Source organism: Streptomyces sp. NRRL S-244, assembly GCF_000717915.1.
Lineage (GTDB): Bacteria > Actinomycetota > Actinomycetes > Streptomycetales > Streptomycetaceae > Streptomyces.
On record NZ_JOCX01000012.1, the window covers coordinates 145,462 to 159,724 of the forward strand.

12 protein-coding genes are annotated in these 14,263 nt (G+C 73.5%); 9 read left to right on the forward strand and 3 right to left on the reverse strand.

Annotated elements, in window-relative coordinates; translation table 11 throughout:
• Nucleotides 1–14: 14 nt before the first annotated feature.
• Nucleotides 15–1,316, reverse strand: coding sequence for a phenylacetate--CoA ligase PaaK (gene paaK / locus IF02_RS0117155; protein WP_030157810.1), 1,302 nt, complete (start codon nt 1,314–1,316; stop codon nt 15–17).
• 131 nt (nt 1,317–1,447) lie between these two features.
• Here paaK and IF02_RS0117160 point away from each other — a divergent pair, with 131 nt between their 5' ends.
• Nucleotides 1,448–2,311, forward strand: a complete 864-nt coding sequence (locus IF02_RS0117160; RefSeq protein ID WP_030157811.1) for an alpha/beta fold hydrolase — start codon at nt 1,448–1,450, stop codon at nt 2,309–2,311.
• Between the two features lie 103 nt (nt 2,312–2,414).
• On the opposite strand, the gene IF02_RS0117165 is transcribed toward IF02_RS0117160, so the two are convergent.
• Nucleotides 2,415–4,046, reverse strand: a complete 1,632-nt coding sequence (locus IF02_RS0117165; RefSeq protein WP_030157812.1) for an acyl-CoA synthetase — start codon at nt 4,044–4,046, stop codon at nt 2,415–2,417.
• Nucleotides 4,047–4,236: 190 nt separating this feature from the next.
• On the opposite strand from IF02_RS0117165, the gene IF02_RS0117170 reads away from it, so the two are divergent.
• The 5 genes from IF02_RS0117170 (at nt 4,237) to IF02_RS0117190 (ending at nt 8,713) form a co-directional block, all read left to right on the forward strand.
• The gene (locus tag IF02_RS0117170; protein WP_030157813.1) at nt 4,237–5,037 is read left to right on the forward strand and encodes a crotonase/enoyl-CoA hydratase family protein; all 801 of its coding nucleotides are present in this window, start codon (nt 4,237–4,239) and stop codon (nt 5,035–5,037) included.
• 76 nt (nt 5,038–5,113) lie between these two features.
• Nucleotides 5,114–6,085 carry a Zn-ribbon domain-containing OB-fold protein gene (locus tag IF02_RS0117175; RefSeq protein ID WP_030157814.1) on the forward strand — a complete coding sequence of 324 codons (972 nt, stop codon included), beginning with the start codon at nt 5,114–5,116 and terminating at the stop codon, nt 6,083–6,085.
• The gene (locus IF02_RS0117180) at nt 6,085–7,158 is read left to right on the forward strand and encodes a thiolase domain-containing protein (RefSeq protein ID WP_030157815.1); all 1,074 of its coding nucleotides are present in this window, start codon (nt 6,085–6,087) and stop codon (nt 7,156–7,158) included. Before IF02_RS0117175 ends, IF02_RS0117180 begins: the two co-directional genes overlap by 1 nt.
• Nucleotides 7,155–8,330, forward strand: coding sequence for a thiolase domain-containing protein (locus IF02_RS0117185; protein WP_030157817.1), 1,176 nt, complete (start codon nt 7,155–7,157; stop codon nt 8,328–8,330). Before IF02_RS0117180 ends, IF02_RS0117185 begins: the two co-directional genes overlap by 4 nt.
• A 152-nt stretch (nt 8,331–8,482) precedes the next feature.
• A complete protein-coding gene (locus IF02_RS0117190; protein ID WP_106977298.1) occupies nt 8,483–8,713 on the forward strand; it encodes a DUF397 domain-containing protein in 231 nt (76 codons plus the stop codon).
• A gap of 22 nt (nt 8,714–8,735) precedes the next feature.
• Here the strand turns inward: IF02_RS0117190 and IF02_RS0117200 are convergent, their stop codons facing one another.
• Nucleotides 8,736–9,968 carry a low temperature requirement protein A gene (locus IF02_RS0117200; protein WP_051696281.1) on the reverse strand — a complete coding sequence of 411 codons (1,233 nt, stop codon included), beginning with the start codon at nt 9,966–9,968 and terminating at the stop codon, nt 8,736–8,738.
• A gap of 26 nt (nt 9,969–9,994) precedes the next feature.
• On the opposite strand from IF02_RS0117200, the gene IF02_RS0117205 reads away from it, so the two are divergent.
• From IF02_RS0117205 to IF02_RS0117215, 3 genes are all read left to right on the forward strand, one after another.
• Entirely contained in the window at nt 9,995–10,399 is a 405-nt protein-coding gene (locus IF02_RS0117205; RefSeq protein WP_030157822.1) for an ACT domain-containing protein, read from the forward strand.
• Between the two features lie 159 nt (nt 10,400–10,558).
• Nucleotides 10,559–13,363 (forward strand): ATP-binding protein, encoded by a 2,805-nt coding sequence (locus tag IF02_RS0117210; RefSeq protein ID WP_234318235.1) that lies wholly within the window; start codon nt 10,559–10,561, stop codon nt 13,361–13,363.
• 33 nt (nt 13,364–13,396) lie between these two features.
• Complete coding sequence (locus IF02_RS0117215; RefSeq protein ID WP_030157826.1) at nt 13,397–14,230, forward strand: maleylpyruvate isomerase family mycothiol-dependent enzyme; 834 nt, start codon at nt 13,397–13,399, stop codon at nt 14,228–14,230.
• Nucleotides 14,231–14,263: the final 33 nt, after the last annotated feature.

The window sequence follows — 14,263 nt, forward strand, 5'->3', positions numbered from 1 at the left end:
CACTCCCCGGCCGGCTACCGCGGCTCGCGGAGGTCCATCAGGCGCTTGATCTTGCCCACGGAGCGTTCCAGGGTCTCCGGGTCGACCACCTCGACGGCCACCGAGACCCCGATGCCGTCCTTGACCGCGCGGACCACGGCGGCGGCCGCGGACTGCCGCTGAGCGGAATCCGCCTCCCGGCGCGCCTCCACCCGTACGGTCAGGGCGTCCATCCGGCCTTCCCGGGTCAGCCGCAGCTGGAAATGCGGGGCCAGACCGGGAGTACGGAGCAGGATCTCCTCGATCTGCGTCGGGTAGAGGTTGACCCCGCGCAGGATGATCATGTCGTCGCTGCGGCCGGTCACCTTCTCCATCCGCCGGAAGGCCGGCCGGGCCGTACCGGGCAGCAGCCGGGTCAGGTCCCGGGTCCGGTAGCGGATGATCGGCATGGCCTCCTTGGTGAGCGAGGTGAACACCAGCTCCCCGGACGCGCCCTCCGGCAGCACCTCGCCGGTGAACGGGTCCACGACCTCCGGATAGAAGTGGTCCTCCCAGATGTGCAGGCCGTCCTTGGTCTCGACGCACTCCTGCGCCACGCCCGGGCCCATCACCTCGGACAGGCCGTAGATGTCCACCGCGTCGATGTCGAGCCGCTGCTCGATCTCGCGGCGCATCTCCTCGGTCCACGGCTCCGCGCCGAATATCCCCGTACGGAGCGAGGTGCTGCGCGGGTCGATGCCCTGGCGCTCCATCTCGTCCAGCAGTGTGAGCATGTACGAGGGCGTCACCATGATGACCTCCGGCCGGAAGTCCTGGATCAGCCGGACCTGCCGGTCGGTCATCCCGCCGGACGCGGGGACGACCGTACAGCCGAGCCGCTCCGCGCCGTAGTGCGCGCCGAGGCCGCCGGTGAACAGGCCGTACCCGTACGCGATGTGCACCAGCTGGCCCGGTCTGCCGCCCGCCGCCCGGATGGACCGGGCCACCACGTCCGCCCAGGTGGAGAGGTCCTTGTCGGTGTACCCGACGACGGTGGGGCGGCCCGTGGTGCCGCTGGAGGCGTGGATGCGGCGCACCTCGGCGCGCGGCACGGCGAACATGCCGAAGGGGTACTGGTCGCGCAGGTCGGCCTTGGTGGTGAAGGGGAAGAGGGCGAGATCGGAGAGGGAACGGCAGTCGTCGGGGTGCACACCGGCCTTGTCGAAGGCCTGCCGGTAGTGCGGCACCCGCTCGTAGGCATGGTTCAAGGTGGCGCGCAGCCGCTGCAGCTGGAGGGCGGCCAGCTCGTCGCCGCTGAGCCGCTCGCCGTCGTCGTGGACATCCGCATGCGCCGTCATGCCGTCACCTCATCTTGAACCGTGAACCCGGAGCTTCGATTCGAGTCAACCGACCGATCATTCGGTAGATTGCCCCAGCCCGGCGGCTAAATCAATGACTCGAACGAGTGATCGCATGATGGGATGGGCCCATGTCGATCTTCACCACCTACGACGGAACCGAACTCGCCTACCACGTCCGGGGCGAGGGCGAGCCGCTCGTCTGCCTCCCCGGCGGCGCCATGCGGGCCTCCTCCTACATGGGCGACCTCGGCGGGCTGGCCGCCGGACGCCGGCTGGTCCTCCTGGACCTGCGGGGTACGGGCGGCTCGGCGGTCCCGGCCGACGAGTCCACGTACCGGGTCGACCACCAGGTCGCCGACGTCGAGGCACTCCGGATCCACCTCGGCCTGGAGCGCATGGACGTACTGGCCCACTCGGCCGGCGGCAACCTCGCCCAGCTCTACGCGGCCGCGCACCCCGACCGGCTGCGCCGCCTGGCCCTGATCACCCCGACCTGCTGGGCCGTGGGCCTCGACTCGACCCCGGAGCAGCGCCTGGAGGTGGTCCGCAAGCGGGCGGGCGGCGAGCCGTACGACTCGGCCATCGCCGCGTACGAGCAGCTCCTGGGGGTCCTGGCGGCCGGCGGCGCCCCCGCCCCGGCGGACTGGCGCCGGGTGATGCCCCTCGCGTACGGGCGCTGGGACGAGGAGGCGCGGGCCCACGTCGAGGCGAGCGACCGCGAGAAGAACGCGGTGGCGGCCGCCGCCTACGCGGGCCCCGGCGCCTTCGACCCGCCCGCCACCCGGGCCGCCCTGCGGCGCGTGGCGGGCGAGGTGCTCGTGCTGGCCGGGGAACTGGACAACAACCCGACGGCCGCCCTCGCCGCCGAGCTCGCGGGGCTCTTCCCGCAGGGCGTTGCCGACGTCCAGCCGGGCGGCGCGCACTTCCCGTGGCTGGACGACCCGAAGTGGTTCGCGGCCCGCGTGGAGGGCTTCCTGGCCACCGGGGCCTGAGCGGCGGGAGCGCGCCCGGCCCACCGCGAACCCGCGGGCCGGCGCGCGCCCGCCTGCCGCAACCCCGCGGGCCGGCGCGCCCGGCCCGCCGCAGACCCGCCGGTCAGCGCGCCGCGTCCGCCTCCATCGCCACCGACTTCGCCCAGCGGTAGTCCGCCTTGCCGCTCGGCGAGCGCTGGATGGCCGGTGTCACGACCAGCTGGCGCGGGATCTTGTACCCCGCCAGCCTGGTCCGGCAGTGCCGCTGTATCTCGTCCAGGCTCGGCTCGGGCGCGCCCGTCCGCAGCTGCACCACCGCCGCCACGTGGCTGCCCCACTTCGCGTCCGGCACCCCGGCGACCAGGGCGTCGTACACGTCCGGATGGGACTTCAGCGCCTGCTCGACCTCCTCCGGATAGACCTTCTCGCCGCCCGTGTTGATGCACTGCGAGCCGCGCCCGAGGACCGTGACGATTCCCTCCTCGTCCACCGTCGCCATGTCCCCGAGCAGCACCCATCGCTCGGAGCCCTTCTGGAAGAAGGTCTCGGCGGTCTTCGCCGCGTCGTTGTAGTAGCCGAGCGGGACGTGACCGCGCTGCGCGAGCCGCCCCGGTACGCCCACCGGCACCGGCTCGTGCGTCACCGGGTCCACCACCTGCGTACGGTCGTTGACCACGAGCCGGAAGCCCTTCTCGGGGCCGGAGTCGTCGGCCGCCCTGCCGTTCGACCCGGACTCCGAGGACCCGAAGTTGTTCAGCAGCATCACGTTCGGCACCAGCCGCTGGAACTCGGCCCGCACCGTCTCCGACATGATCGCCCCGGACGAGGAGACGCTGAACAGCGAGGACAGGTCGGTCCCCTCGAGCGGGCCCTTCAGGGCGTCGATGAGCGGCCGGAGCATCGCGTCGCCCACCAGCGAGACGCTCGACACCTTCTCCTTCTCGATCGTGCGGAGCACCTCCTCCGGCGCGTACTTGCGGTGGATGACCACCCGCTGCCCGTAGTTGAAGGCGATGAACGAGGTCAGCGTCGAGGTGCCGTGCATCAGCGGGGGAGCCGGGAAGAAGGTGAGGCCGGCGCCCTTCGACGCGACCCGCTCGGCGAGCTCCTCGGGCCGCTTCACCGGCTCGCCCGAGGGTTCGCCGCCGAAGAGCCCCGCGAAGAACAGGTCTTCCGCACGCCACATGACGCCCTTGGGCATGCCGGTGGTGCCGCCCGTGTAGATGATGAACAGGTCGTCGGGGGAGCGGGGCGCGAAACCGCGTGCGGGTGAGCCGGACGCCTCCGCGTCCGCGTACGCGACCGGCGCGATCGAGGGCTCCGGGGCGCCCTCGGGGGCGGCCCCGACGCGGATCAGGTGGCGCAGCTTCGCCGTCTGCGGGAGGGCGGCGGCCACGCGCCCGGTGAACTCGCCCTCGAAGACGAGCGCGGCGAGGTCGGCGTCGTTGTAGAGGTAGACCAGCTCCTCCTCCACGTACCGGTAGTTGACGTTCACCGGTACGAGGCGGGCCTTGAGGCAGGCCAGGACGGTCTGGAGGTACTCGATGCCGTTGTAGAGGTGCAGTCCCAGGTGCTCGCCGGCCGTCAAGCCGCTGTCCAGCAGGTGGTGCGCGATGCGGTTCGCCGCGGTGTCCAGCTCCGCGTACGTGAGGCGGCGCTCGGCGCCGGTGCCGGGGTGGTCCACGTACACGAGGGCCTCGCGGTCCGGAACCACGTCGACGACCGACTCGAACAGGTCGGCAAGGTTGTACTCCACCGTTCCTCCTCACCCCCGGGGTTTTTCCCGTTGCCGGGCCGTGGCTGTGCGGCCCGCGGCGGTCATTAGAGCGCCGCTCGGCCCAAGTGGGAAGGGCGCGGCCAAGAAAACTGACTGTGTGTCAGAAAACTATTGAACTGCACCCGGCCCTCCTGCAACCTGTTCTAGGTCTTGAGACGGGAGGACGGCAATGGGTGGGACGGAACACCTGACCGTGGAGCGCCACGGCGCCACGCTGGTGCTCACCATGAACCGGCCGGAGGCGAAGAACGCGCTTTCGCTGCCGCTGCTGGTGGGGCTGTACGACGGCTGGCTGGAGGCGGACGCCGACGACACGATCCGCTCGGTGGTCCTGACGGGCGCGGGCGGGGACTTCTGCGCCGGGATGGACCTCAAGGCGCTGGCCGGGAAGGGGATGGCGGGCGACCAGTACCGGGACCGCCTCAAGGCCGACCCCGACCTGCACTGGAAGGCGATGCTCCGCCACCACCGGCCGCGCAAACCCGTGATCGCGGCGGTGGAGGGGTACTGCGTGGCCGGCGGGACCGAGATCCTGCAGGGCACGGACATCCGGGTCGCGGGCGCGGGCGCCACCTTCGGACTCTTCGAGGTCAAGCGGGGCCTGTTCCCGATCGGCGGTTCGACCGTACGGCTGCCCCGGCAGATCCCGAGGACGCACGCCCTGGAAATGCTGCTGACCGGCCGGCCGTACTCGGCGGAGGAAGCGGCGCGGATCGGGCTGGTCGGGCAGGTCGTCCCCGAGGGGACCGCCCTGGCCAAGGCCCTGGAGATCGCCGAGCAGATCAACGCGTGCGGGCCGCTGGCCGTCGAGGCCGTCAAGGCCTCGGTCTACGAGACCGCCGAGCTGACGGAGACGGAGGGCCTGGCCTCGGAACTGCTGCGGGGCTGGCCGGTCTTCGACACCGCGGACGCCAAGGAGGGGGCGCGGGCCTTCGCCGAGAAGCGGCCCGCCGTGTACCGGCGGGAGTAGCCGCCGGCCGTCCGGAAGTGGCCCCGTGCGTGATCCCCCCAGCCGTTCGGAACTTCAGAACATCGGAGAGACAGCCATGACACCCGCCGCGTCCCCGCCAGAGGTGCTGCGCGCGCCCCTCGTCGTCGAGTTCCCCTTCACCCGCTCCCTCGGGCCCGTCCAGAGCGCCTTCCTCACCGGGCTGCGCGAGCGCGTCGTCCTCGGCGTCACGACCGCCGACGGCAAGGTGATGGTCCCGCCCGTCGAGTACGACCCCGTCACCGCGGAGGAGATCCGCGAGCTCGTCGAGGTCGGCGCCACCGGGACCGTCACCACCTGGGCGTGGAACGGCTCCCCGCGCCCGAACCAGCCCCTCGCCGCCCCCTTCGCCTGGGTCCTGGTCCGCCTCGACGGCGCCGACACCGCGATCCTGCACGCCCTCGACGCCCCCGGCCCCGAGGCCGTCCGCACCGGCATGCGGGTACGGATCCGCTGGGCGGACGAGCGCACCGGGGCCATCACCGACATCGCCTGCTTCGAACCCCACGACCACCCGGAAGCCCCGGAAGCCGCGCAAGCGACCCCGCACGACGGGCAGTTCGCCGACGCCGTCACCGGCATCGTCGCCGCCGCCCGCCTCGACTACACGTACAGCCCCGGCCGCGCCCAGACCGCGTACATCAACGCCCTCGCCGAGCGGCGGACCGTCGGCGAGCGCTGCCCCTCCTGCCACAAGGTGTACGTGCCGCCGCGCGGCGCCTGCCCCACCTGCGGCGTGGCCACCACCGACCAGGTCGAGGTCGGCCCGGCCGGCACGGTCACCACGTACTGCATCGTCAACATCAAGGCCAAGAACCTGGACATCGAGGTCCCGTACGTCTACGCCCACATCGCCCTCGACGGCGCCGACCTCGCCCTGCACGGCCGGATCGGCGGCATCCCGTACGACCAGGTCCGCATGGGCCTGCGCGTCGAACCCGTGTGGACCGAGGGCGGCCGCCACCCCGACCACTACCGCCCCACCGGCGAGCCGGACGCCGACTACGACGCGTACAAGGAGCTCATCTGATGCCCACGACGAGCAGGTACGCGCGGGACGTGGCCGTCGTGGCCTTCGCGCAGAGCGACCACCTGCGCCGCAGCGACGAACTCAGCGAAGTCGAGATGGTCATGCCGGTCCTGCACCAGGTGCTCGCCCAGACCGGTCTGAAGGCCGGCGAGATCGGCTTCACCTGCTCCGGATCCAGCGACTACCTCGCGGGCCGGGCCTTCTCCTTCACCATGACCCTCGACGGGGTCGGCGCCTGGCCGCCGATCTCCGAGTCGCACGTCGAGATGGACGGCGCCTGGGCCCTGTACGAGGCCTGGGTCAAGATCCAGACCGGCGAGGCCGACACCGCTCTGGTGTACTCGTACGGGAAGTCCTCCCCGGGATCCGTACGCGACGTCCTGACCCGGCAGCTCGACCCGTACTACCTCGCTCCGCTCTGGCCCGACTCGGTGGCCCTGGCAGCCCTCCAGGCCCAGGCGCTGATCGACGCGGGCGAGACCGACGAGGGCGCCCTCGCGGCCATCGGCGCCCGCAGCCGGACCGCCGCCGGGGCCAACCCGCACGCCCAGCTGAGCGGTGGCGCCGTCCCGCAGGGCGACTACCAGGTCCGGCTGCTGCGTACGGGGGACTGCCCGCCCATCGGCGACGGCGCGGCGGCCGTCGTCCTCGCCGCGGGCGACACCGCGCGGCGGCTGTGCGCGCGCCCCGCCTGGATCACCGGCATCGACCACCGCATCGAGGCGCACGGCCTGGGCCTGCGCGACCTCACCGACTCCCCGTCCACCCGGATCGCCGCCGAGCACGCGGGCGTGTTCGACGCCCCGGTGGACACCGCCGAACTGCACGCGCCGTTCTCCTCCCAGGAGGTCGTGCTCCGCAAGGCACTGGGACTCGGCGGGGACGACGTCGTCGTCAACCCCTCCGGCGGGGCGCTCGCCGCGAACCCGGTCATGGCCGCCGGCCTCATCCGGATCGGCGAGGCGGCCGCCCGGATCCACCGCGGCGAGTCCGACCGGGCCGTCGCGCACGCCACCTCCGGCCCCTGCCTCCAGCAGAACCTGGTCGCCGTCCTGGAAGGGGAACCCGCATGACGCGTACGGGAAAGGAGCCGGTCGCCGTCGTCGGCATCGGCCAGACCAAGCACGTCGCCGCCCGCCACGACGTCTCCATCGCGGGGCTCGTGCGCGAGGCCGCGGTGCGCGCCCTCGCCGACGCCGAGCTGACCTGGGCGGACATCGACGCGGTCGTCATCGGCAAGGCCCCCGACTTCTTCGAGGGCGTGATGATGCCGGAGCTGTACCTGGCGGACGCCCTCGGGGCGGTCGGCAAGCCCATGCTCCGCGTCCACACGGCCGGTTCGGTCGGCGGCTCCACCGCCCTCGTCGCCTCCAACCTCGTCGCCGCCAGGGTCCACCGCACCGTCCTGACCCTGGCGTTCGAGAAGCAGTCCGAGTCCAATGCCATGTGGGGCCTGTCGCTGCCCGTTCCCTTCCAGCAGCCGCTGCTGGCGGGGGCGGGCGGGTTCTTCGCCCCGCACGTGCGCGCGTACATGCGGCGCACGGGCGCGCCCGACGCGGTCGGCTCGCTCGTCGCGTACAAGGACCGCCGCAACGCGCTGAAGAACCCGTACGCGCACCTGCACGAGCACGACATCACCCTGGAGAAGGTCCAGGCCTCGCCGATGCTCTGGGACCCGATCCGGTACTCCGAGACCTGCCCCTCCTCCGACGGGGCCTGCGCGATGGTCCTCACCGACCGTGCGGGCGCGGCCCGTTCGCCGCGGCCGCCGGCCTGGGTGCACGGCGGGGCGATGCGCAGTGAGCCGACGCTCTTCGCGGGCAAGGACTTCGTTTCGCCGCAGGCGGGCAAGGACTGCGCGGCCGACGTCTACCGGCAGGCCGGGATCACCGATCCGCGGCGGGAGATCGACGCGGTGGAGATGTACGTGCCGTTCTCCTGGTACGAGCCGATGTGGCTGGAGAACCTCGGCTTCGCGGAGGAGGGGGAGGGCTGGAAGCTCACCGAGGCCGGGGTCACCGAACTCGACGGCGACCTCCCGGTGAACCCCTCGGGCGGGGTGCTGTCCACCAACCCGATCGGCGCCTCCGGCATGATCCGCTTCGCGGAGGCGGCGCTCCAGGTCCGCGGCCGGGCCGGCGAACACCAGGTCCCGGACGCCCGCCGGGCCATGGGCCACGCCTACGGCGGCGGCGCGCAGTTCTTCGCGATGTGGCTGGTGGGAGCCGAACCGCCCGCCTCCTGAACGGACTCGGGCCGCGGGGCGGGCGCGCGGTGTGGTGCCGGACCGGCCACGGGTGACGCACCGTGGCCTGTGCGGCACCCGCTGCGATGGTTACTCTGGCCCCCGGACGACGTACCGGGAGTACCGGGAGGAGCACGCACGTGGCCGAGAGCATGACTTCACAGCCCCTGGCAGCCGGCTGGGACAAGCCGGACCTCGATCTCAGCGGGGCGGACTGGCAGTCGACCAGCCGGGGAGCGGGCGACGTCCAGATCGCCTTCGTCGAAGGGTTCATCGCGATGCGCAACAGCGAGCGCCCCGAGAGCCCCTCGCTGATCTTCGCGCCCGACGAGTGGCGCAAGTTCGTACTGGGCGCGAGGGGTGGCGAGTTCGACCTGACGTAGCCGGCGCGCGGAGTCCCCGGATCTACGGGAGCGGGGGCCGGGAGTCCTGCTGAGGCGTCGGCGGTGGCGGCGGTGGCGGTGGCGGTGGCGGCGGGAGCCGCTCCACCACCACCCGCGGCCACGCCGCCGCCAGCACCAGCAGCCACACCAGCTGTACGGCCGCGGCCTCCCGGGCCACCGCCCCCGCCACCAGTACGGCGGCCAGCGAAGGCCCCACCAGCAGCAGCACCTCCCGCGTCGCGCGGCCCGAGGCGGCCGCCGCCACCCCCGCGATGGCCAGGTACACCGCGGTGCTCCCGCACAACAGCCAGCGCACCGACCCGGGAACCGGGTGGTCCGTGTACTCCACCGCGTTGCCGAGCGCCGCCGCCAGCGCAGCCACCGAGCCCGCGACGAAGCAGTGCAGCGGCAGGACCAGCCGTACCGGAAGGACGTCCCACGCCAGCAGCGGCACCCCGTCCGCCCCGTGCCGCAGCGACAGCGACCACAGCAGGAGCAGCAGCAGGAACGCGCCGATGCCGACCCCGTACAGCGCCGCGTCCCACTCCACCTGCGAGGCGGCGGCCACCACCTGGGCCACCGCCTCGCCCAGCACGATCAGCAGGAACAGGCCCAGCCGCTCCCCGAGGTGCGGCGCGTCCATCAGCGCCGCCACCGGCCTGGGCGCGGCCCGCCTCCGGCGCGCCGCCCCGTGCGCGTACTGCGCGTTCACCCGGACGGCCAGGCTCGCGCCGGACACGGAGAACATGACCGCCAGATCGATGGCCAGCCCCAGCGCCCACAGCGCGTACCGGGCCGTCCCGTCGAACCACATCGACACGATCCACGGCGTCAGCCCCAGTCCCAGCTGCGTGATCGGCAGGTCCGGCACGTACTCGCCGCGCCGCTCCCACGCCTTGCCCGCCAGTGATCGCACCAGGATGTAGGCCAGCGCGAACGCCCCGGCCCGGTCCTCCCGTACGCCGTGCACCGAGGCCGCCATCACCGCCATGCCGAACATCCCCGCCAGCACCGTCCACGTGCGCGCCTGCTCCCCGCTGACGTTCCCGTACACCGTGAACAGCATCCAGCCCGTCCAGAAGGCCAGGAACATCACCACGTACAGCGCCACGTCGTCCCAGCCGGGGCTGCCGTACAGCAGGTGCGCCAGCTGGGCGACGCCCGCCACCGCCGTCAGATCGAAGAACAGCTCCAGCCAGGAGGCGTGCCGTTCGCCCTCCGCGGGCGCCGACGCTGCCGGCGCGGAATCGGTCATACCGGGATGATAGGTAGGGTGGCGGCATGAGCGGCGAGAGCGACCTGAGGAAACTGCTGAGCGGCATGCGCCCCGAGCTGCACGAGGGGCGGTACGTCTTCTGCACGGTCCCCGGAGCCACGGCGCCCCCGGCCGGGACCACCCCCGTCGCCACCGTCCTGGAGGCCGAGGGGCTCACCCTCGTCCTGCGCCAGGAGGAAGCCGACGCCGCCGGCCTCGCCTACGACTACACCGCAGGGTGGATCACCCTGCGCATCCACTCCGCCCTCGACGCCGTCGGCCTCACCGGAGCCTTCGCCGCCGAGCTCGCCGCGCACGGACTCAGCTGCAACGTCATCGCCGGGTACCACCACGACCACCTCTTCGTGCCCGCCGAGCGGGCGGCCGAAGCCGTGGCCGTACTGGAAGAACTGGCAAACCGTTCGATGTAATTGAGACACCGGTAAACGGCCCGGACCCCCGATCCCGAAGATTCCGATCTTTCTCGGCCGAACGCCTACCCGCGTGCGTGCGCGGGCGTACGCTGATGCCCCGAACCGGCCTGGGGGGTACCAGCCATGACGGAACGCCCGACCCGCAGACGGCGCAAAATGTTCGAACGCGAGGCCGAACTCACCACCGTGGACGAGGCCCTGGAGCAGCTCGGCGGCTCCGGCACCGGCGGCGCAACCGGCTCCGGCTCCGGGACCGGCGCGGGCGGCACGCTCCTCGCCTTCTCCGGCCCCGCCGGCCTCGGCAAGACCACCCTCCTCGCCGAAGTGCGCCGCCGCGCCCTCGCCCGCAACTGCACCCTGCTGGCCGCCCGCGGCGGCGAACAGGAGCAGAGCCAGCCCTTCCACGTCGCCCGCCAGCTCATCCAGCCCCACCTCGCCGGCCGCTCCGAGGACGAACTGCGCGCCGCCCTCGGCAGCTGGTACTCCATCGTCGGACCCGCGCTCGGCCTGTGCGCCCCCGAACAGGGCGCCCCGCCCGACCCCCAGGGCCTGCGCGACGGCCTCGACTGGGTCCTCACCCACCTCACCGTGCAGCGCGCCCCCGTCGCCCTCGTCCTCGACGACGCCCACTGGGCCGACCCCGAATCCCTCTCCTGGCTCGCCGCCTTCGCCCCGCGCGCCGAACACCTCCCGCTGCTCCTCGTCGTCGCGTACCGACCCGAGGAACTCCCGGCCCACGCCGAGGCCTTCCGTACGCTGCCCGGCCGCGCCGGACACCGCCCGCTGGCCCTCGCACCGCTCACCGAGGCCGCCGTCTCCACCCTGGTCCGCGAGGCCGTCGGCGACCACGCCGACGACGCCTTCTGCCGGGAGGCATGGGCCGTCACCACCGGCAACCCGTTCGAGGCCGTCGAGCTCACCGCCAAGGTCCGCGACAAGGGTCTCGACCCCACCTCGGCCAGCGCCCCGCTGCTGCGCGACCTCGCCGCCGCCCAGCGCGGCAGCGGCCTCGTCGCCCGCTTCGAGCGGCTCGGCCCGTCCACCGTCCGCTTCGGCTGGGCCTGCGCCGTCCTCGGCACCGCCATCCCGCAGGAGCTCGCCGCCCGGGTCGCCGGACTCGGCTCCGAAGAGGCCGCCGACGCCACCGCGCGGCTGCGCGAGGCCCGCATCCTGTCCGGACCCGGCGAAGAGCCCGACGCCGGGCTGGAGTTCGTCCACCCGCTCATCGCCACCGCCCTCTACCGGGCGATCCCCGACGCCCTGCGCGTCGCCCTCCACGGACAGGCCGCCGTGGCCGTCGTCGACGCCGGACTCGGGTCCTCCGCCGCCGCCCGCCACCTGCTGGAGACCCACCCCGAGAACGACCCCTGGGTGGTACGGACCCTGCGCGAGGCCGCCGCCGAGAACCTGCGGGCCGGCGCCCCCGAGGCCGCCCGCCGCCAGCTCGCGCGCGCCCTGCGCGAACCCCCGGACTTCGGGGAGCGCGCCGCCGTGCTGTACGAGCTCGGCTGCGCCTCCCTCCTCACCGAACCGGCCAACACCGTCAACCACCTGCGGGCCGCGCTCGCCGAACCCTTCGACGACCCGGCCCTGCGCCAGGGCATCGTCATCCGGCTCGCCCAGGTCCTCGCCCACAGCGACCGCCTCGCCGACGCCTCCGACTCGCTCGCGCGGGAGATCCCGTACACCCGGGACGTCCGGGCCCGGCTGCGCCTGCAGTCCGAGCAGTTCATGTGGGACGCCTTCGACGCCGTCGAGCCCGACTCCCCGGCGCGCTCGCGCCGGCTGGCCCGGCTCGCGGACCGGCTGACCGGCCGCGACCTCACCGAGCGGTACGTCATCGGGCTGCGCGCCTGGGACGCCTGCCTGCGCGGCGAGCCGGTGGACGTGGTCCTGCACCACGCGGTACGCGCGCTCGGCACGGAGTTCAGCTGGGCGTACGAGGACCGGGGCTTCGAAGTGCCGGTGCTCGCCGCCATGGTCCACATGTACGCGGACCGGCCCGGCCGGGCGGAGGAGCTGTTCGAGGCGGGCACCGCCGAGTTCGAGCGGCAGGGCTGGCGCGGGGCCCACCTCTCGTTCGCGTACAGCCTGCGCGCGTACATCCGCTACCGGCGCGGGCGGCTCACGCAGGCCGAGGAACTGGCCCGGGCCGGGCTGCGGCTCGCCGAGCGGGTCGGGCGCGGCACGCCCGTGCACTGGTACGCCATCGCGATCCTCGCCACGACCCTGCTCGCGCGGGGACGGGTGGACGAGGCGTGGGAGCTGGCGCGGGACCACGGCTTCGGGGAGTCCTTCCCGGCGGCGGTCGTCTTCCCGGACGCGCAGACCGTGTACGCCGAACTGCTGCTGGCCCGCGGCCAGACGAAGGCGGCGGCGGCCGAACTGGAGGCCGTGGACCGCAGGCTGAGCCCGCGCGGGATCCGGAACCCGTCCTGGTGCCCGTGGCAGCTGCACCTGGCCCGGGCGGTGGCGGCGGAGGACCCCGACCGGGCGAGGGCCCTGGCGGCCGACGCGATACGGCGGGCCCGCGCCTTCGGCGCCCCGTCGGGGGTGGGGCAGGCGCTGCGGGTGGCGGCGGAGGTGGCGGCTCCGGAGGAGCGGGAGGGGCTGCTGCGCGAGGCAGTGGAGCTGCTGTCCGCCTCGCCGGCGGGGTACGAGCTGGCCTGCGCGCTGGCCGCGCTGGGCAGGGAGCTCGGGGACGCGGAGCTGCTGGCCCGGGCGGTGGCGACGGCGCGGGAGTGCGGGGCGGACGGGCTGGTGGCGAGCCTGGGCGGCGCCGCGGGGGACGGGGTGTGGTCGGACGGGCTGACGGAGGAGGAGCTCCGGCTGGCGGAGCTGGCCGTACGCGACGCCCCGGCGGCCCGGGGCCGGGACCTGTCCCCGGTGTACCGAAAGCTGGGCACGGACCGGAACGGACTGGCCGACGCGCTGACGGCGATCGCCCGCAGCTCAAGCTGATACGGACGGTGCCGGCCGGGGCAGGGTGAGGCCATGGACCACATCCAGCGCCTCGCCCACTTCCGCAACGAGACGGCGGCCTTCGAGAAGGCCATCGCGCGCGCGATCGCCGACGCCGGCGGCGGACCGGTCCCGCTCGTGCCGTCCTGCCCCGGCTGGTCGGCCTCCGACCTCCTCGGCCACCTGGGCGCGGTGCACCGCTTCGTCGGCCGCATCCTGCGCGACCGCCTGTCCGAGGCGCCGGACCACACTGACCTCACGATCTTCGGGATCCCGCAGGACCCGGCGGTCCGGGCTGCCTGGCCGAAGCCCGGGACGGAGCCGAACCGGGGGCCGGTGCCGGACGCGCTCACGGAATGGTTCGCGCAGGGTGCACGGCAGCTGGAAGACCAGTTCCGGGAGCTGGGGCCCGACGTACCGGTGTGGACGTGGTCGCCGGATGCCGCGGAGCACACGAGCGGCTTCTGGCTGCGCATGCAGACCATCGAGCTGGCGGTGCACCGGTGGGACGCGCAATCCGCGACCGGGACGCCGGGGCCGGTCGACGCGGAGATCGCGGCGGACGCGGTCCCGCAGACCTTCGAGGCGATGGCCCCGTTCCGGCGGGCCGTGGCCGGGGCCCCGGCCGGCGCGGGGGAGCGGTACCGCTTCCGGCGCACGGACGGCCCCGGGGTCTGGACGGTCACGTTCTCCGGGGAGCAGGTCACCGTGGAGCACGGGGCCACCGACCCGGTGGACGTCGAAGCCGCGGGCACGGCGTCGGACCTGATGCTGTTCCTCTGGCGGCGGATCCCGGCCACCGCTCTGGCGGTCAGCGGGGCCGCGGACCTGCTGCCGCACTACTTCACCCTGGTCCCGCCGGTCTAGGCCGTTTCTTTCGGATCATGCCGGGCCCGTCTT

Bases quoted from the DNA above. Each gene is read 5' to 3' on its own strand.
- IF02_RS0117160 (WP_030157811.1), top strand. From the start codon at position 1,448: ATGTCGATCTTCACCACCTACGACGGAACCGAACTCGCCTACCACGTC.
- IF02_RS0117215 (WP_030157826.1), top strand. From the start codon at position 13,397: ATGGACCACATCCAGCGCCTCGCCCACTTCCGCAACGAGACGGCGGCC.
- IF02_RS0117185 (WP_030157817.1), top strand. From the start codon at position 7,155: ATGACGCGTACGGGAAAGGAGCCGGTCGCCGTCGTCGGCATCGGCCAG.
- IF02_RS0117180 (WP_030157815.1), top strand. From the start codon at position 6,085: ATGCCCACGACGAGCAGGTACGCGCGGGACGTGGCCGTCGTGGCCTTC.
- IF02_RS0117200 (WP_051696281.1), bottom strand. From the start codon at position 9,968: ATGACCGATTCCGCGCCGGCAGCGTCGGCGCCCGCGGAGGGCGAACGG.
- IF02_RS0117170 (WP_030157813.1), top strand. From the start codon at position 4,237: ATGGGTGGGACGGAACACCTGACCGTGGAGCGCCACGGCGCCACGCTG.
- IF02_RS0117210 (WP_234318235.1), top strand. From the start codon at position 10,559: ATGTTCGAACGCGAGGCCGAACTCACCACCGTGGACGAGGCCCTGGAG.
- paaK (WP_030157810.1), bottom strand. From the start codon at position 1,316: ATGACGGCGCATGCGGATGTCCACGACGACGGCGAGCGGCTCAGCGGC.
- IF02_RS0117205 (WP_030157822.1), top strand. From the start codon at position 9,995: ATGAGCGGCGAGAGCGACCTGAGGAAACTGCTGAGCGGCATGCGCCCC.
- IF02_RS0117175 (WP_030157814.1), top strand. From the start codon at position 5,114: ATGACACCCGCCGCGTCCCCGCCAGAGGTGCTGCGCGCGCCCCTCGTC.
- IF02_RS0117190 (WP_106977298.1), top strand. From the start codon at position 8,483: ATGACTTCACAGCCCCTGGCAGCCGGCTGGGACAAGCCGGACCTCGAT.